Below are 19,417 nucleotides of genomic sequence, written 5' to 3' on the forward strand. Positions count from 1 at the left end.
CCGGGCGGGCAGAGAGGTCAGGTGTTCGTCGCGGGCATCCGGTTCCGGCCGCGCAGCCGGCACCGGACACACGGAGACACGAGGATCACCTCGTACCGTGACGGGGGAACGACAACAGCGGTGCGGTAACGCATGGCCGGTCTCCCCTCGTTCGTCACGGCGCGCGCCACGGAGTGGTGCGGCGCGCGTTGTGTGGCGAGTGTAGGGAACCGGGCGGGGGCGGGGCACCGGGTTTTTCTGCCTCCCGGCCCAGTACCGACCGCCTCTGCGCGCACGCGGTCGCGGACAGTGCGCCGTCGGCGCCGCTCAAGGGCAACGGCTCCATCAGGTAAGGACTACGGGCATCCATGGTCCTCGGTATCGACCCCGCCGCAACCGCGCCACCCTCGAATCCGACTCCTACGGCGACACCCTGACGAACCCCCTGGGCGGTGAGGCCGGCCGAAGGCTGCCGCCTGTGCCAACCCCTGCTCTGACTGCTAGGCCCTGTCGTCAAATTCCCGTCTGCCCCGCGACGCCATGCACGCACTCTCGCCGCACCGGGCGCAGACCCAAGTACGTCCAGTACGAGGGTCCACACCCGGCACGCCGCGAGGCCGCCCTCCGGGCGACGACGGGATTGACGACAGGACCTAGTTGGCACAGGCGGCAGCCGCCTGGATCGCAACGGCAGCTCCGCAGTCTCGCCACGTCAGCTCGTCGCTTACGTGCTGACCCGCGATTGATCTTGGGACGTGTTCGTCTGCGGACCACAGGATGCTGCCTTGGCCGTCGCTGGTCGTAGTGGTCTTGACGGTGTTCTGCCTGCGCTTGCCGGAGACGAAGGCCGCCGGCCGGGACGGCCCGCGTGTGGACGGCGGACTCGCGTCGCCCGTGCCGCCCGGACTCGCAGCGCGCTACCCAGCGCGGGGTGAGTTCCGTGGCCAACTCACCCAGATGTCGGAGCGACAGCCCGCAGAAGGCAGACTGAGACACGGCCGCGCCAGCATGTCTGAGCGTCACACACCAGACAACTTGCGCGGCCGTCTGTACGTCCCCGCACTCACCGACCAAGAACAGTCGCAGGTCGGTTCGTTAGGGTCGGAGGCATGACGACACCCCTTGCCGGCAGTGCCTTCGACTCACTCCGCCTCGACGCCGTGCCCGACCAGGAGGCGTTGCGCCGCGCGTACGAACTCCCCGGCGACGCGGCCGTGCGCAAGCAGATGACCGAACTCACCGAGCACGCCCGGCGGTTGATCGGCTGCTCATCGCTGGTCCTGGTCGCCAGCGCGGATGCCGAGGGCAACTGCGACGTCTCGCCGCGCGGCGGCCCCGCCGGGTTCGTCGCCGTCCTGGACGCACGGACGGTGGCGATTCCGGACGCGACCGGCAACAAGCGTCTGGACACCTTGCAGAACGTCATCGCCACCGGACGGGCCGGGCTGCTGTTCGTCATCCCCGGGCGGACCACCACCCTGCGGGTGAACGGCCGAGCTGTCGTCTCCACCCGCCCGGAGCTGCTGTCGCAGCTGACCGCCGTGGGAAAGCCGCCGGCCAGTGCGCTGGTGCTGGGGATCGAAGAGGTCTACCCGCACTGCCCCAAATCGCTGCTGCGCAGCGGAGCCTGGAAGCCGGAGCAGTGGCTGCCGGCGGACGCCCAGCCGACCTCGGCCGAGGTGACGCTGGCCCAACTGCGGATGCCGGAGCTGACGATCGCCGACATCGAGCAGGTAGAGGCGGACTCGCTGAAGTACCGGTACGAGTAGCGGACCGATCTGCGAGTGAACACCAGCACGCCGAACCCCCAGGCCCGCGCGCCCCAAGATCAATGGCGGTCGGCCCGTTGGCGCCAACGGTTGTAGCGCTGGTCCCAACGCCGGGGTTCGCCCATGCCTGATCGCCGCACCGGCTGAGTACGATCACCGCCCCGCTGCGCTCCTGATCCGCCAGGCCACCTCCCCGTGATACCCCTGCTCGTGGCGCCAACTTCCTCTTCTGGAGGCTTACATGTCGGACGATTCCGCCGCGGTCTTCGAGCGGCTCAGCGTTGTCACCACGCCGAAAGATGCGCGGGTACTTATCCGTACCGCGCATGTCCTGGGCGGGAGTATCGGCGGGCTGCTCGCCGCGCGGGTGCTCGCCGACCACGCCGAGCGAGTCGTGATTGTCGAGCCCGACAGGGCGGAGACGACCGCCGACGGCGAGCCCCGCCCCGGTGTCCCGCAGGGTTACCAGGTCCACACGCTGTTGCCGGGCGGCCGTGCGCAGCTCGAACGCTGGTATCCCGGGATCGTCCAACAAGCCCTCAACGAGGGCGCCGTCCTGTCGGGTCCGCAGCGCGCCACCACTTACCTGGACGACGTGGAGCAGATCGCGACGCCCAACGCGGAGCTGGTCACCAGCAGTCGCCCCTTCCTCGAAGCGCTGATCCGGAGCCACACCCTCAGGTTGCCGAACGTCCACGTGATCACTGGCCGCGTGACTGGCTTGAACTATGCGAGCGGTGCCGTCGGCGCGGTGCGCTACACGGCCGACGGCAAGGAAACGGTCGACACCACTGACTTCGTACTCGACGCCACCGGCCGTAGCAGCAGGCTCTCCGACTGGCTGGACGAGGGTGGGTGGCCTCGGCCACGGATGGAACGACTAAAGGTCGACATCCGCTACTTCACCGCCTGCTTCAAACGCTCCCCCGACTGGACCGGCCCCACCAGCGGCATCAACCGCTACAGCCCGCGCTTCGCGTCGAGAGGGTTGGCCACGGCGGCAGTCAACGCCATTGAGAACCAGAAGTGGGCGCTCATGCTCGCCTACTTCGGGGGCGAGAGCGAGCACCGGGGCCCCGAGAGCTTCTTCAGCCGTTGCCGCGAGCTGCCACCGGTCTACCAGGAGGCGGCTGCCGGTGAGTTGCTCGGCGAGGTGGTCTCGTTCCGCCACCCCGACAGCAGGTGGCGCCACTTCGAGTCCCTCGACCGCTTCCCTGCTCGCCTCGCGGCGGTTGGTGACGCCGTGGCATCGTTCAACCCCGTCTTCGGACAGGGCATTTCATCCGCCGCACTCCACGCATCGTGCCTGTCGGAGTACCTGCGCTCGAAGCCGGACCTCGATGCACCAGCCAGGCACTTCTTCGACCTTCAGCAAGTCGTTGTACGGGCCGCATGGGAGATCTCCACCGCCGCCGACTCCGCCCGGCTGGGCGTCGCCAGGAAGCCGACCACCGTGCAGGAACACCGGCAGGCCTGGGCCATGCAGCAGGTGATGGCCGCGGCCGGCCGCGACGTACAGGTAGCCACCGCATTCCGGGCGGTCAGCTATATGACCGCCCACCCAGCAACACTGTTCGCACCGGAACTGGTGCGCCGGGCAGCAGCAGGCAATGGCGTATCCGGCGAGGAGTTCGTCCGCGCATACGGACTCCGCCTGTAAGGCCGGGCACCGCTGGTTCTGTCCTGGACGTCGAGCGGCATCCGGCATCTCGAAGTGGTCGGCTCACCTGGGCGTCCGTAGTCATCTGTCAGCTGCGCACCATCGCCCACCACCTCGAATCCTGGCGATCCGCCTGACTGGGCCGACCCACGGTGAACGCCGCCTCCGATGTCCGCCGTGAGCCGACTGCGCCGCTCTGCTCCGCCGCTTCCTTGCCGACGGGACCTCACCGCTACGCGAGGTTCTGGATGCTCCGTGCGATTCGGGTGTGGTCACGCAGGACGCCGGCGAGCGCGGGCAGTACGGGTTCCCCCCGCTCCACCAGTACCTGGCCGCCGACCACCGTGGTCCAGGCCCGTGCGGGCCCGCAACGCAGCCAGGCCTCGACGGGATCGCTGAGCGCGCCGGCGAGGGCCACCGGGTGCGCGTCCCAGACCACGAGGTCACCGCAGGCCCCCGGCCGCAGATGGCCCAGCTCCTCCGCCCGCCCGAGGCAGCGCGCCGATCCCCGGGTCGCGATGTCCAGGGCGTCGCGCGCGGTCATCGCGCCCGGCCCGCCCCGATAGCGCCCCAGCAGTAGGGCGCCGCGGGTCTCCATCCAGAGTGAGGCGTGGTCGGTGGAGGCCGAGCCGTCGCAGCCGATCCCCACCGGCAGCCCCAGTTCGCGCATCTCCCGCACCCGGGCGGTACCCCCGCCGATGAGCATGTTGGAGCTGGGGCAGTGTGCGACCCCCACCCCGGCCGCCGCCAGCCGCCGCATCTCCGCGTCGTTCGGGTAGATGCAGTGCGCGACCCAGGTACGGTCGCTCATCCAGCCGGTGGCCTCGAAGTACTCCACGGGCCGGCAGCCGTACATCTCCTGGCAGTACGTGTCCTCGTCCCGGTCCTCCGCCAGATGCGTGTGCAGGCGCACGTCGAGCCGCTCGGCCAGCTCCGCGGTCGCGATCATCAACTCGCGGGTCACCGAGAACGGCGAACACGGTGCGAGCGCCACCTTGATGAGCGCCCCCGGCGAGGGATCGTGGAAGGCTTTCACGAGGCGTTCGCTGTCGGCGAGCACCTCTTCCTCGGACTGGGTGACGCTGCGGGGCGGCAGCCCGCCGTCCTCGACGGAGCGTGTCATCGATCCGCGGGTGGCGTGGAAGCGGAAGCCGATGTCCTGCGCGGCCCTGATCTGCGCGTCCACAAGGCCTGGGCGCGGATGGACGTAGAGATGGTCCATCGAGGTCGTACAGCCGCCCATCAGGAGCTCGGCCATTCCGACGTACGCCGAGACGTATGAGGCCTCTTCGTCCAGCGCCGCCCACAGCGGATACAAGGTGGTCAGCCAGTCGAAGAGAGAGCCGTTGACGGCTGGGGCGAAGGACCGGGTGAGGTTCTGGTAGATGTGATGATGCGTGTTGATCAGCCCCGGCGTCACCAGTCGGCCGGCCGCCGACACCACCTGCGTGGCCTCCGGCTCCGAGCCAGGCGCCCCGACCGCACTCACCCGGCCACCGCTGATGGCGACCCAACCGCCAGGAATCTCCCGCTCGCCGTCCACGACGAGCAGCAGGGCGTCCTTGACCAGCAGATCAACACGTGGGTCCACGGACACGGACAACCTCCGGCAGGCAGCAGCGAGTTCACCAACAGGCGCGCACAACCGCGCGCCGTCAAGCCTAGTGGGGCATGACGTTCACCCCTGCAACCTCGTCAACTTGTCGTGGCCGGTCCCCGGGCTCCGCGCTGCGAACACCCGTCAGGCGCCCGTCCTGCTGGGCCTCTTTTCGCACGTCCCGCAAGGACAGACGTCGGCCGTCGTCGGCGGTGATGTGCCAGAAGGCCATGCCGGTGCACCGCAGGGTGCCGCACACGTGGCGTACGATCTCCCGCCGCGAAGATGGACGCTCGGCGGTCCCCGGACCGCGATTCCGGCCAATCGCCGGAGCGGCCCGCCCCCATCGGAGGGCCGGCGTGGTGCTGACCCGACGGGTGGACCGGCAGGAACTCGCCTCGCCGGTCCACCCCTTGGCTGTACGTCAGCTCTTCTCAAGCATCTGCTTCATCTGCTCGATCTCGGCCGTCTGGGCCGTCACGACAGCGTCCGCGAGCTTCGTGGCGGGACCGTACGTACCGTTGGCCTGTTCGGTCTTCGCCATCTCGATGGCGCCCTCATGGTGCTGGACCATCATCGTGAGGAACATCGTGTCGAACTCGGCGCCCGAGGCCTTGTCCAGCTTGGCCATGTCGTCGCTGCTCATCATGCCGGGCATGGTTGACGACGTGTCGTGCTCCATGCCTGACATGTCGTCGGGAACCGCCTCGCCCCACGACGTGAGCCAGCCGGACATCGTCCTGATCTCCGGGTCCTGCGCCCCCTTGATCTTCGTCGCGAGGTCCTTTACCTCCTGCGAGGAGGCGCGGCTGTCGGCCAGTTCGGCCATGTCGATCGCCTGACGGTGGTGCTGGATCATCTCTGTCGAGAAGGAGACGTCCGCGTCGTTGTGATCGCCGGCCTTGGCCGAGGCCGTCGAGGTCGAGGTGGCGGTCGGGCTGGAGTTGGACTCCATCGAACCCATGTCGTGCCCGCCGCCGGCGCCGTCGCTGCAGGCGGTCAGTACCAGTGCGGCCACAGCGGTGGTGGCGGCGAGGGCGGTACGACAGATGATCGTGCGGTGTGCGGTCATGGTGGAACTCCTGGGATGTGACCGGATCGGTGAAGGGCATGCCTGCGCGCGACGCCGCGCCTCATGGGCGTACGGCGCCACGTGGGCCGCTCTAGATCCGCAGGAGTTGGAGTTCGGACAGGGAGGGGGGTGCCCTGCCTCCGTCGGGCCCGCTGCTCGGCGGTGCGGTGCGTACGTCCGGTACTCCGGCGCAGACCACCACATCAGGCACCAGCACAGGCACCACCGCGGGCGCCCCGGCGACGGACGTGGCGGCACACACCGCGTCCGCGTGATCCGCGTGCCCCGTGCAGCCGCCCTCGTCGTGGTCGCAGATGTCCGGCATCGACGCCATGGCGCCCATGGACGTGGCCGCCGTCGCCCGATGGTGACCGGAGGCAGCGGTGGCCACCGGGACCGGACCAAGGCCGTGCATGCCGAGCAGGCCCAGCAACAGAGCGCTGACGAGCAGCCCGGTGAACCGCAACCTCGGTTGCGGCCCGGCAAGCTGTCCGAAGCACGTCACGCCACCATCGTAAGCACGGGCCCTTCACTCCCCCTCACCCCAGGGGTGACGACAGGCGTCCTAGGATTCCCGTGTATACGTCGAATACTTCGGATACGTCGGCGGGCGAAAGGACATGAGATGGCTGAGGCGTTGGTGCTGGGCGGTGGCGGTGTCGCCGGGATCGCCTGGATGACCGGGCTGCTGGCGGGACTTGCCGATGCGGGTCAGGACGTCACGGGAGCCGACGTGATCGTGGGGACGTCCGCGGGCTCCACCGTCGGTGCGCAGCTGGGGAGCAGGCTGAGCCTGGAGGAGCTGTACGCGCGGCAGGCCGAGCCCGAGCGGCAGACCGCCGAGATCCCTGCCGATGTGGACCTGGAGAGCTTCGGTGCGCAGTTGTTCGCCCTGCTGGAAAGTGCCTCCAGCCTCCCGGACATGAGGCGCGCGGTGGGCAGGTTCGCGCTCGACGCCGAGACCGTCTCGGAGTCGGAGCGGCGTGCGGTGATCGAGTCGCGGCTGCCGTCGCACGAATGGCCGGCTCGTACGCTGAGGTTCGTCGCGGTCGATGCCGAGACCGGGGAGCCGCGAGTGTTCGACAGCTCCTCGGGCGTGAGCCTGGTGGACGCCGTGGCGGCGAGCTGCGCCGTGCCGGGTATCTGGCCGCCCGCGACGGTCCACGGGCGGCGGTACATCGACGGAGGCATCCGCTCCAACGAGAACGCCGACTATGCCGCGGGTGCGACGCAGGTGCTCGTCATCGCACCCCTTGGGACCACCCAACTGTTCCCGAGCGAGAAGCCGCTGGCCAAGGCCATCGAGGAGCTGCGGGCGGCTGGCGCGGGAGTCGCGATGATCGAGCCGGACGAGGCGTCGCGGACAGCGATCGGCGCCAACCCGCTGGACCCGTCCACCCGCACGCCCGCCGCCGAGGCGGGCCGCGCACAGGGCCGCCGGCTGAAGATCGAGTGGAGCAGTCCGGTCTGAGGAGGAAAAGGCCTCAAGACCGGACACCGTCCGTCCACTCCACTAACCCCCGAATTCACGCTCCCCGCCCCCGCCCCGCGCCCGCCCGGTCACAGCGACCGGGCGATGAGCTCCTTCATGACCTCGTTCGCCCCGGCGAGCACCCGCAGCACGCGGTTGTTGGCGTACATGTGGGCGATGGGGTACTCCAGGCAGTAGCCGTAGCCGCCGAAGAGCTGTTGGCAGCGGTCGACGACCTCGCCGGTCCTGTCGGTGATCCAGTACTTGGCCATGGAGGCGGTGGCGGCGTCGAGTTCGCCGCGGAGGTGGCGTTCGATGCAGTCGTCGAGGAAGGTCGCGTTGACGCGCGCGATGGTGGCGCACTCGGCGAGTTCGAAGCGGGTGTTCTGCATGCTGAACAGCGGTTTGCCGAAGGCCTCGCGCTGTTTAGTGTAGTCGAGGGTGACGGCGACGGCCGCCTCGGTGACCGCCTGGGCGATGACTGCGGTGATCAGGCGTTCCTGCGGCAACTGCTCCATCAACTGGTAGAAGCCGAGGCCCTCCTGGCCGCCGAGGACGTTGCCGACGGGGACGCGCAGTTCGTCGAAGAACAACTCGCTGGTGTCCTGGCCCTTTTGGCCGACCTTCTTGATGATGCGTCCGCGGGTGAAGCCGGGAGTGTTGTCGTCGACTTCGGCGACGAGCAGCGATATACCGGCGGCGCCCTTGGAGGTGTCCGTCTTGGCCGCGATGATGATCAGGTCGCACAGATGGCCGTTGGAGATGAAGGTCTTGCTGCCGGAGACGAGGTACTCGTCGCCGACCCGCTCCGCACGGGTGGCGATCGACTGGAGGTCCGAGCCGGCGCCGGGTTCGGTCATGGCGATCGATCCGACCCACTCACCGCTGCACATCCTGCGCAGCCAGGACCTCTTCTGTTCCTCGGTGGCGTACGCGAGCAGGTAGTGCGCGACGATGCCCTCGCTCACGGCGAAGCCCATGCTGTCCGCGCCGCTGCGGATCTGCTCCTGGATCAGAACGGCCAGGTTGGCGAAGGTGCCGCCGCCACCGCCGTACTCCTCCGGGATGGTCATGCCCAGCAGGCCCAACTCGCCCGCGCGGGCGTAGAGCGCCTTGTCCGGGTGGCCCTGCTGGGCGTGCTTCTCCTCGTTGGGCGCGACCTCCTTCTCGAAGTAGGTACGGGCGAGAGCGCGCACCGCTTCGAGTTCGTCGTCGCTCCAGCGGGGTCGGGTGGCGGGCATCAGTTCATCTCCGAGGTGTCGGTACCGGTGCGGGAGCGCCAGGGCAGAAAGTCCGGCTGGTCGCTGCCGGTCAGGCCCTTGAAGGCAGGGGGACGCCGTTCCAGGAACGAGACGACTCCTTCCACCGCGTCGGCGCTGTGCGCACAGCTGGCGATGAGCCGCGAGTCGAGGTCGAAGGCGGGTTCGGGCGAGTCGAGGGCGCTCATGCGATAGAGGGCCTGCCTGATGACGGCGACCGAGACGGGCGCGGTCTTCTGGACGAGTTCGCGGGCAAGCTCGTACGCCTTGTCCAGTACGTCGGCCGAGGGGTGGACGGCGCTGACCAGTCCGGACCTCAGCGCCTCACGGGCGGGGATCAGCCGACCGCTGACCATCCAGTCCAGTGCGCGTCCCATGCCCACCAGTCGGGGCAGGAACCAGGTGGAGCCGCCTTCGGGATAGATGCCGCGGCGGGAGAAGACGAAGCCGAACCTGCTGTCGTCGGCGGCGAGGCGGTAGTCGGCCGGCAGGATCATGGTCGCGCCCACCCCGACCGCGGCACCGCGCACGGCGGCGATGACCGGCTTGTCGCTGCGATACAGCTCACGGGTGACCCGGGTGGCGGGTTCGGTCCACACCGGAGCCGGCGATGACTCGTCGGACTCGGTGACGCCGAGGCCGCCGCCGCTCAGATCCGCTCCGACGCAGAAGTCGTCGCCCGCGCCGGTGAGCACGATGACGCGTACCTCGTCATCGGTGTTGGCGGTCTGCAAGGCGTGAGCTATCTCGTCGGCCATCCGGATCGTGTAGCCGTTGCGGGACTCGGGCCGGTTCAACAGCACCGTCGCGATGCGCCCGCTCACCTCGTAGCCGATCTGCGTGTACTCCATTGTGCTCCTCCGCAGGGCTGATGATGCCCAGCATGGCGAGTTTATTGGCGCAGTGTCAATAGAGCTGAGTGACGACTGCCCGGGACGCCTGCCGTCCGACATGACCGCTGGGGGCAGCGGTTACCGGGTGGCCCTACGGGAGGCGCACAGCGCAGGGAACGTCACGTTGAGCAGATGCAGCAAGGTGTCCGTCAGCAGAACATGCAGGTCACTGCGGCTGAAAGCACCCCGCACGAGCCACTCCCTTGAGGCCGCCCGCATCATGCTGCCGAAGGACCGGATGGCCGCCCTGAGCTCAGCGACGCACTCGTCGGCCTCCGTGAGCCGCGCCGCCTGGATCACCCACTCGGTGGCGATCTCGTCGCCCTGGAAGAGGATCTCGTCGATCTCCGGGTCCCGGCCCGCGGCCTCGCTCCCGATGGCCGTGAGCCACATCGAGGCATTGCGTTCGACCAGGTCGAGCCAGCGGTCGATGAGCACGGTGACGCGCCGCTCGACCGTGGAGTTGGGCAGGTCGTCGGCGATGGGAGAGGGCGCGGTCACCAGCTGGCGTACGACGGCGAGGTACAGGCCCCGCTTGCCCCCGAAGTAGTGGTTGATCAACCCTCGCGCGACCCCGGCCTCGCGGGCGATGTCGGTGGTGGCGACCGCCTCGTAGGGATACTCGCCGAACAGGGCACGGGCCACCTTCATGATCTGGGCCCTGCGCTGGTCCGGCTCCAGTCGCTGTCTCACCCGTGGCTCGACGCTCATGTCAGTCCTCACTGCCTGGGGTGTCAACAAGGCGGGTTCCCTGCGCTGCAGATCAGTGTAGATCGGCCACCCCGGACCGCTTTGTTGCCGTTACGTCAATAGCTGTGTTCGGTTTCTCCCGCCCGGCCTCGGTCCGGCAGCAGGACGGTGAGCATGAGCGGGCGCAGGTCGTCGGCGAGGTACGGACGGGCCATGAAGCGTTTGGTCTGCGCGATGTCGTTGACCAGCGCGAAGGCGGCGTGCACGCGGATGCGGGTCTCCTCGGCCGACCGCTCGGGGGCGACCGCGGCGACCAGATCGACCCAGTACTGGGTGTACGCCTGCTGGAACCGGCGCACCTCCGTGCGGTCCCGGCCCGGCAGGTTGTGGCCCTCCCGGAAGTAGGCGGCGACCAGATCCCGGTGCCCGGTCACCGTGTCGACGTACGACCTGGCGAGCAGGACGAGAGTGGCGCCGGCTTCCAGGTCGGCTCTCTGTGCCTGGAACACGGCCTGCCGCAGGTGCTCGCCGATGCGGTTCGCGACCGTCTGGAGGAGCTCCATCTTGCCGCCGAAGTGGCTGTAGATGCTGGGGCCCGCGATCCCGGCCGCGGCGCCGATCTCCTCCATGGTGACGGCGTGGTAGCCGCGGTCCCAGAACAACCCCGCGGCCACGGCGAGGAGTTGTTCCCTGCGGGAGTCGAGCAGGGCGGCTCTGGGCTGTGACGCCGGTGACCGCCCGTCGTGTTCTCGCGCTGCGGGCATGCCGGCCGCGAGGACGTCCAGCGCGATGGCCGTCAGCAGGTCTTCCAGCGCGGTCTGCGGCAGCCGTACGCGGTGGTCGGAGATGCTGCCGAACACGCTGAGGGCGGACCACGTCAGCAGTTCGGCGTCGCCCTGGCTCAGCTCCGGTCGCCGTTCACCGAGTGCCGCCGCCAGGGGGATCGTCGCCCGCGCCGCGGCCTTGGCGACTTCCTCCCCGTCCGCCGCCGCGAGATGCCGGCCCTCGCGCCGCCACAGGACGCCGAACTCCGGGTGGCCGACGACGAAGGCCGCCAGTTCCGCCTGGGCTGCCGCCAGGCCCTCCGCCGGAGAGACGCCCTCGCGTGCGGTGGCGTCGCCGAGATGCCGCTCCACGATGTCCGCCGCCTGCGCGAGCCCTCCGCACACCAGGTGCGCCAGGATCGCCTGCTTGTTCTTGAAGTGCCGGTAGATGGCGGGGCCGCTGATGCCGGCCGCCGCGGCGATGTCGTTGACCGACACGTTGTGGAACCCCTGCTGCGCGAACATCCCGGCGGCGATCAGCGCCAGCTGGTCGCGTCGGGACGGCCGCTCCGTGGCGGCGGTCCGGGTGCGCTGGCGAGGTGCGGGCGTCGGCATGCGATAGATCCTCTCACCACCCATGGTTAACAGAGCTTAAGAACCCCTGAATGGGCAAAGACCCTTGACAGCAGGAACTTGTGTCAATCAAGTTAATGAGCATTAGGTTGCCTCGATCGAGTGGCGACACAGCGGGACGGCAGCCGGACAACGGCGGGCCCGCAGAGAGAGGACCGTCTCCCTTGACCACTGAAGCCTTTGTCTACGACGCGCTCCGCACCCCCCGGGGCCGGGGCAGGAAGACCGGCTCACTGCACGGGATCAAGCCCGTATCGCTCGTCGTCGGCCTGATCGACGAGATGCGGGAGCGCAATCCCTCCCTGGATCCGCGGCTGATCGAGGACGTCGTCCTCGGCGTCGTCAGTCCGGTCGGCGACCAGGGCTGCGACATCGCCAAGACGGCCGCCCTCGCGGCGGGACTGCCCGACACCACCGCGGGCCTCCAGGTCAACCGGTTCTGCGCGTCCGGCCTGGAAGCCGTCAACCTCGCGGCGCAGAAGGTGCGTTCGGGCTCCGAGGACCTGGTGCTGGCCGGCGGTGTCGAGTCCATGTCCCGGGTGCCCCTGGGCTCCGACGGCGGCGCGTGGCCGCTGGACCCGGCGACCTCGTACGACACCTACTTCGTCCCCCAGGGCGTCAGCGCCGACCTGATCGCGACCATCGAGGGCTTCTCCCGCGAGGACGTGGACCGCTACGCGCTGCGGTCGCAGGCGCGCGCCTCGGCGGCGCGGGAGGCCGGGTACTTCAAGGACTCGGTCGTGCCGGTCCGGGACCAGAACGGTCTGACGGTCCTGGACCACGACGAGTTCGTGCGGCCCGACACCACGCTGGAAGGCCTTGCCGCGCTCACGCCGTCGTTCGAGATGATGGGCCAGGCCGGCGGCTTCGACGCGGTGGCGCTGCAGAAGTACCACTGGGTCGAGAAGATCAACCACGTCCACCACGCCGGCAACTCCTCCGGCATCGTCGACGGCGCCGCGCTGCTGCTCGTCGGCAGCGAAGAGGCCGGCCGGCAGGCGGGCCTCACCCCCCGTGCCCGCATCGTGGCCACCGCGCTCTCCGGCGCGGACTCGACGATCATGCTCACCGGCCCCGTGCCCGCCACCCGCAAGGTGCTGGCCAAGGCCGGTCTGACCGTCGACGACATCGACCTGTTCGAGGTCAACGAGGCCTTCGCCGCCGTGGTCCTGCGCTTCGCCAAGGACCTGGACGTCCCGCTGGACAAGATCAACGTCAACGGCGGTGCGATCGCCCTCGGGCACCCCCTGGGCGCGACCGGCGCCATGATCGTCGGCACGGTGATCGACGAGCTGGAGCGGCGCGGTCAGCGCTACGGACTGTGCACCCTGTGCGTCGGCGGCGGCATGGGCATCGCCACCGTCATCGAGCGGCTCTGACCCCACGACCGCGACCACCGCGACCACCGCGACTGCGACTGCGAACGGCTCCGACCTCGCGACCCGACCGCGAACACCGAACCGCTCCCCGCGCCCGACGGCGACCGCGACGCGAACACCGAACCGCTTCGACCCCGCGCCCCGACCGCGACCACCGAGACGAGAGACATCAAGCAATGACCGAGCAGAAGCACATCCGTTGGGAAGAGGACGCGGACGGCGTCGTCGTCCTCACGATGGACGCCCCCGGGCAGTCGGCCAACACCATGAACCGCGCGTTCATCGAGGACCTCGCCCTGGTCGTGGACCAGCTGGAGGCCGAGAAGGACACGGTCACCGGCGTGGTGATCACCTCCGCGAAGAAGACCTTCTTCGCGGGCGGCGACCTGACGGAACTCATCCGGGCGAGCCCCGAGGACGCCGCCGACGTGCTGGCCTTCGTCACCCGTATCAAGGGCCTGCTGCGCAGGCTGGAGACCCTCGGCAGGCCCGTCGTGGCGGCGATCAACGGCGCCGCGCTGGGCGGCGGTCTCGAGATCGCCCTGTCCTGCCACCACCGGATCGCGCTCGACGCGAAGGGCTCACAGATCGGCCTGCCCGAGGTCGGCCTGGGGCTGCTGCCGGGCGCGGGCGGTGTTGTACGCACCGTGCGGCTGCTCGGTATCACCGACGCCCTGCTCAACGTGCTTCTCCAGGGGCAGCGCCACAAGGTGCGCACCGCCCTGGACCTCGGGCTGCTGCACGAGGTCGTCGACACCCCCGAGGAGCTCCTCGGCCGCGCCAAGGCCTGGATCGCCGACCACCCCGACGCCGTACAGCCGTGGGATGTCAAGGGCTACCGGATCCCCGGCGGCACCCCGTCGAACCCGAAGTTCGCGGCCAACCTCCCGGCCTTCCCCGCCAATCTGCGCAAGCAGCTGCGCGGTGCGCAGTACCCGGCGCCGCGCAACATCATGGCGGCCGCCGTCGAGGGTGCCCAGGTCGACCTCGAGACGGCCTTCCTCATCGAGGGCCGCTACTTCGTACAGCTGGTCACCGGTCAGATCTCGAAGAACATGACCAAGGCCTTCTTCTTCGACCTCCAGCACATCGACAACGGCGGCAGCCGCCCCGAGGGATACGACACCTGGCGGGCGACGAAGGTGGGCGTGCTGGGCGCCGGGATGATGGGCGCCGGGATCGCGTACGTCTGCGCCCGCGGCGGCATGGACGTGGTCCTCAAGGACGTCTCCGCCGAGGCCGCGGAGAAGGGCAAGGCCTACTCGGCCGGTCTGTTCGACAAGGCCGTCAGCCGGGGGCGGACCACCCGCGAGCAGGCCGATGAGATCCTCGCGCGGATCACGCCGACGGCGCGGGCCGAGGATCTGCGCGGCTGCGACCTGGTCATCGAGGCGGTCTTCGAGAGCCCCGAACTCAAGCAGAAGGTCTTCCAGGAGATCGAGGACGTCGTGGAGCCCGGCACGCTGCTCGGCTCCAACACCTCGACGCTGCCCATCACCCAGCTCTCCGAGGGGGTCAAGGACCGGGAGAACTTCATCGGCCTGCACTTCTTCTCCCCCGTCGACAAGATGCCGCTCCTGGAGATCGTCGTCGGTGAGAACACCTCCGACGCCGCGCTCGCGAAGGCGCTCGACATCGCCCGGCAGATCAAGAAGACGCCCATCGTCGTCAACGACAGCCGGGGCTTCTTCACCAGCCGGGTGATCGGCAAGTTCCTGGACGAGGCCGTGGCCATGGTCGGCGAGGGCATCCACCCGGCCTCGGTCGAGCAGGCCGCGCTCCAGGCGGGATATCCGGCCCCGGCCCTTCAGCTGATGGACGAACTGACGCTGACCCTGCCGCGCAAGATCCGCCAGGAGACGATCGCCGGATTCGAAGCCGACGGCGGTACGTGGGTCACACACGGCTCCGAGGCGGTCATCGACCGGTTGATCGACGACCACGACCGCAAGGGACGCTCCAGCGGCGCCGGGTTCTACGCCTACGCGGACGGAAAGCGGACCGGCCTGTGGCCCGGGCTGATCGAGCACTTCACCGAGCCGGGCCACGAGATCCCCTTCGAGGACATGAAGGAGCGGATGCTCTTCGCCGAGGCCATCGACACCGTCAGCTGCTTCGAGGAGGGCGTGTTGCGCTCCGTCCCCGAGGCCAACATCGGGTCGATCTTCGGCATCGGGTTCCCGGGGTGGACGGGCGGCGTCATCCAGTACATCAACCAGTACGAGGGCGGCCCGGCCGGCTTCGTCGCCCGGGCGCGCGACCTCGCGGAGCGGTACGGCGAGCGTTTCGTTCCCCCCGCCTCGCTGGTCGAGAAGGCCGAGAAGGGCGAACTGTTCGGCTGAGCCCGGGTGCACGGTGGTGCACCCGTGTCACAGCGGAGCTGTCCAGGGGCCGTCGGATCGGGTCAGTTTGAACGCGGCGACGGTGACTGCCGCGAGGAGCACGGAGGCGACCAGCAGGGGCAGGGCAGGGGCGCCGTGCAGAGCGGCGGCGGCGCCGGCGAGGGCGCCGGCGAGCATGGCGAGCGCGGAGAGGGTACGCCGTCCCGCCTTGCCGCCGCTGCCTCCGGCGGCCCGGCTGTCGGAGGCGATCCCGGTGATGGTGAGGGTCAGGACGGTCGTGGTCAGGTCCGGGACCGCCAGGGCTCGGGAGGTCGCGTTCTGGACGCCCAGACCGAGCCCGAGGAGCGCGATCAGCACGTAACGGACGACGCCCGCGTACGGAGCGTCGACGGTCTGGGCGATGACGTACGCGATCACGATCAGGAGGGTCTCCACCAGCAGCGCCTGGTGCAGCATCCGCCCGCGGTGGCGGGCCCGGTGCGCGACGCGGCCGCCACACAGGGCGCCGACGGCGAAGGCGCCGAGCGCCACCAGCGGGGCGGCCAGCGAGAATCCGGCGGCGCCCACGATGGCGAAGCCGAAGAACACGACGTTACCGGTCATGTTGGCGACGAAGACATGCCCCAGCAGCAGATAGCTGAAGGCGTCCACCAGGCCGGTCACCACTGTCAGGGCGAGCATCAGCGGCGGCAGCGGACCGTGCCGGTCCCTCATGTCGGGGACCACGGTGGTCCATGCGTCCCGCAGTGCGACAGCCATGACGGAGCTCCGTTCAAGAGGCCCGGGAGTGCGACGTACTCCCGGTGGATCTCTTCCAGAGTCGGCCCGAACCCAGCTCAGGTCCAACATATGGATATGGGCTCAGCGATCTGTTCCACCGATCAATCAGGCGGGCGACGGCTCGTCTACTACGTCCGCATGTCGGTCCACCACGTCGAGGAACGCGGCGGCCGCCGGCGCCAGCCGCTTGCTGTCGTAGACCACGGAGACGTCGTGCACCGCTTCCGCGTCCGACAGACGGAGCGCCCGGGCGCCCTCGGGGAGAACGCCCTGAGGGTAGGGACCCAGGGGGGACCCTGCCGCGAAGACGGACCAGCGGGGTACGACGGTGACGCCGATCCCGCGTGCGGCCAGTCGGACCATGTCGTACACCTGGCCCACCTCGAAGTGCCGCCCAGGTTCCACGCCGGCCCGTGCGAAGGCGGCCTCGACCTGGCCGCGCAGTCCGGTGCCCCGAGCGAACTGGATGAGCTGGTGGCTCTCCGGCAGGTCGGCGAGGCCGATGACGTCCCGGTCCGCCAGGGGGTGGTCGTGCGGCACGATCACCATGAGCGGGTCGCTGCCCAGGAGCCGGTGATCGAGGCCGTCGGGCACCTCGTGCGAACCGAGGCCGACCACGGCGACGTCGAGACCTCCGGACAGTACGGCGGCGGTCATCTCGGAGCTGGGGGCGTTGGCGACGTCGAAGTCGATACCGGGATGGCGGGCGTGGTACTCGGCCATCACCTCGACCATGTCGATCGAGCCGACCAGCGTCTGGACCAGGCCCAGCCGCAGCCGCCCGCGACGCAGCCCCGCCAGCGCGTCGACAGCGGCCTGCGCGTTGTCCACGTCGGCCAGGATGCGCCGGGCCAGCGGTTCGAGCAGTTCACCGGCGGCCGTCAGTCGCACCGAACGACTCGTGCGGCTGAACAGCGCGGCGCCGACGGTCTTCTCCAGGCGGACGATCTGCTGGCTGAGCGCGGACTGCGCGACGTAGCAGTTCGCCGCGGCCTGGGTGAAGTTGCGCGTCTCGGCGACGGCGAGGAAGTACTTCAGATGGCGCAGTTCCATCTCACTTACCGATCGGCCATGGATGAAACGATGTGCTGGACCGATTCATTGTGATGCCCTCACTCCGATTCCGCTTGTCGGATCTTTTCAAGTCCGTCGAGCAGCAGGTCCAGGCCGAACCGGAACTCCTCGCGCAGCGGCACCGAGGTCAGCTCCTCGGCCACGGCTGTCGTCGCCGGGTACACGGCCGGATCCAGCGAGCGGTAGTAGTCCCGCAGCTGCGCCTCGTCCTCGGGGCGCGCGGCTCCCGGGCCGTGCTGCTGGATGGCGAAGCCGATCACGTAGTGGCCGATCGCGGTGAACGCGCGGGCGGCCAGGCCGACCGAGAACCCGTGGCTCAGGAGCAGTCCGAGGGTGCGCTCGCGGTTGAGAAGCCCGTTGGGGCCGACGGGAACCTGTGCCACCAGCAAGGACAGCGCCCCGGGATGTCTGCACAGGGTTTCATAGAAAGCCTCTGCGCCGGCTTCCGCCGCCTCGCGCCACGACGGACCGTCCAGCGCGCCAGGCGGAACGCGTACGTCGCCGAAGATCCGGTCGACCACATGGGTGAGCAGCTCGTCCTTGCCGCCGAAGTGCCGGTAGAGCGTGGCCGTGCCGGATTCCAGGGCGTCGGCGAGCATCCGCAGGGTCAGCGCCTGGACTCCGACCTCGTCGACGAGTTTCAGCGCCATGTCGATGATCCGGCCGGCATCCACGGGTGGCCGCCCACGACGGTAGGTGGGAGCGGGCGGGCGGCTCGCCCACCAGGCGGGGCTGCCGGGAACGGCAGGCACTTCTGAAGCCACGAAATCTTCCCTCCCGTCGAGTCGCCGAGGGCCACCGAAAGCCACCGGAATCATCGAGACATTTACGGAGCCGACGTATCCACAATAGGTTTTTCGGTGCTAGCGTAGCCGTTATGTACTCCAGGACCGCTTCACAGCCGAAGCCGGGCAGCGTCAGGTGAACGCGACGCAGGTGGACCTTTCTCCCCTGGTACGGCTGGACAGGCTGGCGCCGACCCTGGCCGCGGCCCTCCACGACGAGCGCTGGCTCCACCTCGACGCGACGCTGCTGGCCGGCGGAAAGTCCAACCTCACGTTCGAGATCACGAGTGAGGCCGGCTCCGTCGTCCTGCGCCGACCCCCGTCCGGGGCGCTCCTGCCCCGCGCACACGACATGGGACGCGAGGCGCGGGTCCAGCGGGCGCTGAAGGACACGGCCGTCCCGGTCGCCCGCGTTCTCCTGGAGGACTTGGCCGGCGAACTGATCGGTGCACCGTTCTACGTGATGGAGAAGGTGCCCGGACACGTCATCCGCGCTTCCTTCCCGCCGGGGTACGCCGACACGGCCGCGGACCGAACCGCGCTCGCCGACGCTCTGGTCGACGTACTCGTCGCGCTGCACGCGGTCGGTCCCGCCGAGGCCGGCCTCGCGGACTTCGGCAGGCCGACGGGCTTCCTGGAACGGCAGGTACGGCGGTGGCAGGGACAGTGGGCGAAGTCGAAGACGCGTGACGTTCCCGCGCTCGATGAACTCGGCGCCGGTCTCGCAGCGGCGCTCGACAAGGTCGGCGTACCGAGGTCCTCGATCGTGCACGGCGACTTCCGGCTCGACAACTGCCTGCTGGACCTGGCCGATCCGGGCCACGTCGCCGCCGTGCTCGACTGGGAGCTCTCCACGCTCGGCGACCCCATGACGGATCTCGGGCTGCTGCTGTTCTACTGGCGCGAGGCGGGCGAGAGCGTGTCGCCGCTCACGCCGACCGTGACGACCGGAACCGGTTTTCCGGGCCGGGCGTACCTCGCGGAGCGCTACGCGGCGGCGACCGGTGCCCCCTTGGACCACCTCGCCTTCTACGAGGCCTTCGCCCACTTCAAGTTCGCCGTCATCGTGCAGGGGATCGCCGCCCGGGTCGCCGCCGGAGCCATGGCGGGACAGGACTTCGGAAACCTCGACGCCGAGGTGGTCCGGTGCGCCGAAGAGGGCATGGCACGGCTTGGACAGCAGGGACACTGAGAGATTTCGCCGCGTCCCGTGAAGGCGCGGGAGGCGTGCGCCCACCTGTGGACTCGTACGGCAGACCGCTCGTCGGGA

General features: G+C 69.4%; 16 protein-coding genes. 6 read left to right on the forward strand and 10 right to left on the reverse strand.

Translation table 11 applies throughout. The features are described from left to right. Positions 1-1,088 precede the first annotated feature (1,088 nt). A complete protein-coding gene (locus ACIPC1_RS23715; protein ID WP_402520034.1) occupies positions 1,089-1,748 on the forward strand; it encodes an MSMEG_1061 family FMN-dependent PPOX-type flavoprotein in 660 nt (219 codons plus the stop codon). 241 nt (positions 1,749-1,989) lie between these two features. Continuing rightward, positions 1,990-3,408 carry an FAD-dependent oxidoreductase gene (locus tag ACIPC1_RS23720; RefSeq protein ID WP_402520036.1) on the forward strand — a complete coding sequence of 473 codons (1,419 nt, stop codon included), beginning with the start codon at positions 1,990-1,992 and terminating at the stop codon, positions 3,406-3,408. A gap of 232 nt (positions 3,409-3,640) precedes the next feature. Here the strand turns inward: ACIPC1_RS23720 and ACIPC1_RS23725 are convergent, their stop codons facing one another. The 3 genes from ACIPC1_RS23725 to ACIPC1_RS23735 form a co-directional block, all read right to left on the reverse strand. Continuing rightward, positions 3,641-4,999 (reverse strand): 8-oxoguanine deaminase, encoded by a 1,359-nt coding sequence (locus tag ACIPC1_RS23725; RefSeq protein WP_402520038.1) that lies wholly within the window; start codon positions 4,997-4,999, stop codon positions 3,641-3,643. Positions 5,000-5,429: 430 nt separating this feature from the next. After that, positions 5,430-6,077: a DUF305 domain-containing protein gene (locus tag ACIPC1_RS23730; RefSeq protein WP_402520040.1), complete on the reverse strand. Its 648-nt coding sequence runs from the start codon at positions 6,075-6,077 to the stop codon at positions 5,430-5,432. A 91-nt stretch (positions 6,078-6,168) separates the two neighbouring features. Further along, on the reverse strand, positions 6,169-6,582 hold the full coding sequence (locus ACIPC1_RS23735; RefSeq protein WP_384386423.1) for a DUF6153 family protein: 414 nt from the start codon (positions 6,580-6,582) through the stop codon (positions 6,169-6,171). Between the two features lie 120 nt (positions 6,583-6,702). Between ACIPC1_RS23735 and ACIPC1_RS23740 the strand changes: the two genes are divergently transcribed. After that, the gene (locus tag ACIPC1_RS23740) at positions 6,703-7,548 is read left to right on the forward strand and encodes a patatin-like phospholipase family protein (RefSeq protein ID WP_402520043.1); all 846 of its coding nucleotides are present in this window, start codon (positions 6,703-6,705) and stop codon (positions 7,546-7,548) included. Positions 7,549-7,637: 89 nt separating this feature from the next. Here ACIPC1_RS23740 and ACIPC1_RS23745 read toward each other — a convergent pair whose 3' ends face one another. The 4 genes from ACIPC1_RS23745 to ACIPC1_RS23760 form a co-directional block, all read right to left on the reverse strand. Next, a complete protein-coding gene (locus tag ACIPC1_RS23745) occupies positions 7,638-8,789 on the reverse strand; it encodes an acyl-CoA dehydrogenase family protein (protein ID WP_402520045.1) in 1,152 nt (383 codons plus the stop codon). Continuing rightward, positions 8,789-9,658, reverse strand: a complete 870-nt coding sequence (locus tag ACIPC1_RS23750) for an enoyl-CoA hydratase-related protein (RefSeq protein WP_402520047.1) — start codon at positions 9,656-9,658, stop codon at positions 8,789-8,791. The genes ACIPC1_RS23745 and ACIPC1_RS23750 overlap by 1 nt, the downstream gene beginning before the upstream one ends. Positions 9,659-9,778: 120 nt before the next feature. Next, positions 9,779-10,411, reverse strand: coding sequence for a TetR/AcrR family transcriptional regulator (locus ACIPC1_RS23755; RefSeq protein WP_402520049.1), 633 nt, complete (start codon positions 10,409-10,411; stop codon positions 9,779-9,781). A 95-nt stretch (positions 10,412-10,506) separates the two neighbouring features. Further along, positions 10,507-11,769 carry a TetR/AcrR family transcriptional regulator gene (locus ACIPC1_RS23760; RefSeq protein WP_402520051.1) on the reverse strand — a complete coding sequence of 421 codons (1,263 nt, stop codon included), beginning with the start codon at positions 11,767-11,769 and terminating at the stop codon, positions 10,507-10,509. A gap of 182 nt (positions 11,770-11,951) precedes the next feature. Between ACIPC1_RS23760 and ACIPC1_RS23765 the strand changes: the two genes are divergently transcribed. Together ACIPC1_RS23765 and ACIPC1_RS23770 are read left to right on the forward strand one after the other, a co-directional pair. Further along, positions 11,952-13,166: an acetyl-CoA C-acetyltransferase gene (locus ACIPC1_RS23765; RefSeq protein WP_402520053.1), complete on the forward strand. Its 1,215-nt coding sequence runs from the start codon at positions 11,952-11,954 to the stop codon at positions 13,164-13,166. Between the two features lie 176 nt (positions 13,167-13,342). Continuing rightward, positions 13,343-15,508: a 3-hydroxyacyl-CoA dehydrogenase NAD-binding domain-containing protein gene (locus tag ACIPC1_RS23770; RefSeq protein WP_402520055.1), complete on the forward strand. Its 2,166-nt coding sequence runs from the start codon at positions 13,343-13,345 to the stop codon at positions 15,506-15,508. A 27-nt stretch (positions 15,509-15,535) separates the two neighbouring features. On the opposite strand, the gene ACIPC1_RS23775 is transcribed toward ACIPC1_RS23770, so the two are convergent. From ACIPC1_RS23775 to ACIPC1_RS23785, 3 genes are all read right to left on the reverse strand, one after another. Beyond that, positions 15,536-16,267: a YoaK family protein gene (locus tag ACIPC1_RS23775; protein ID WP_402520057.1), complete on the reverse strand. Its 732-nt coding sequence runs from the start codon at positions 16,265-16,267 to the stop codon at positions 15,536-15,538. Positions 16,268-16,393: 126 nt separating this feature from the next. Next, positions 16,394-17,341 (reverse strand): LysR family transcriptional regulator, encoded by a 948-nt coding sequence (locus ACIPC1_RS23780; RefSeq protein ID WP_402520059.1) that lies wholly within the window; start codon positions 17,339-17,341, stop codon positions 16,394-16,396. A gap of 59 nt (positions 17,342-17,400) precedes the next feature. Next, positions 17,401-18,126 carry a TetR/AcrR family transcriptional regulator gene (locus ACIPC1_RS23785; protein WP_402520061.1) on the reverse strand — a complete coding sequence of 242 codons (726 nt, stop codon included), beginning with the start codon at positions 18,124-18,126 and terminating at the stop codon, positions 17,401-17,403. Between the two features lie 172 nt (positions 18,127-18,298). On the opposite strand from ACIPC1_RS23785, the gene ACIPC1_RS23790 reads away from it, so the two are divergent. Further along, on the forward strand, positions 18,299-19,339 hold the full coding sequence (locus ACIPC1_RS23790; protein ID WP_402520063.1) for a phosphotransferase family protein: 1,041 nt from the start codon (positions 18,299-18,301) through the stop codon (positions 19,337-19,339). Positions 19,340-19,417: the final 78 nt, after the last annotated feature.

Source organism: Streptomyces sp. NPDC087263, from assembly GCF_044744645.1.
Taxonomy (GTDB): Bacteria; Actinomycetota; Actinomycetes; order Streptomycetales; family Streptomycetaceae; genus Streptomyces.

Bases quoted from the DNA above. Each gene is read 5' to 3' on its own strand.
- ACIPC1_RS23715 (WP_402520034.1), top strand. From the start codon at position 1,089: ATGACGACACCCCTTGCCGGCAGTGCCTTCGACTCACTCCGCCTCGAC.
- ACIPC1_RS23720 (WP_402520036.1), top strand. From the start codon at position 1,990: ATGTCGGACGATTCCGCCGCGGTCTTCGAGCGGCTCAGCGTTGTCACC.
- ACIPC1_RS23730 (WP_402520040.1), bottom strand. From the start codon at position 6,077: ATGACCGCACACCGCACGATCATCTGTCGTACCGCCCTCGCCGCCACC.
- ACIPC1_RS23740 (WP_402520043.1), top strand. From the start codon at position 6,703: ATGGCTGAGGCGTTGGTGCTGGGCGGTGGCGGTGTCGCCGGGATCGCC.
- ACIPC1_RS23745 (WP_402520045.1), bottom strand. From the start codon at position 8,789: ATGCCCGCCACCCGACCCCGCTGGAGCGACGACGAACTCGAAGCGGTG.
- ACIPC1_RS23750 (WP_402520047.1), bottom strand. From the start codon at position 9,658: ATGGAGTACACGCAGATCGGCTACGAGGTGAGCGGGCGCATCGCGACG.
- ACIPC1_RS23755 (WP_402520049.1), bottom strand. From the start codon at position 10,411: ATGAGCGTCGAGCCACGGGTGAGACAGCGACTGGAGCCGGACCAGCGC.
- ACIPC1_RS23760 (WP_402520051.1), bottom strand. From the start codon at position 11,769: ATGCCGACGCCCGCACCTCGCCAGCGCACCCGGACCGCCGCCACGGAG.
- ACIPC1_RS23770 (WP_402520055.1), top strand. From the start codon at position 13,343: ATGACCGAGCAGAAGCACATCCGTTGGGAAGAGGACGCGGACGGCGTC.
- ACIPC1_RS23775 (WP_402520057.1), bottom strand. From the start codon at position 16,267: ATGGCTGTCGCACTGCGGGACGCATGGACCACCGTGGTCCCCGACATG.
- ACIPC1_RS23780 (WP_402520059.1), bottom strand. From the start codon at position 17,341: ATGGAACTGCGCCATCTGAAGTACTTCCTCGCCGTCGCCGAGACGCGC.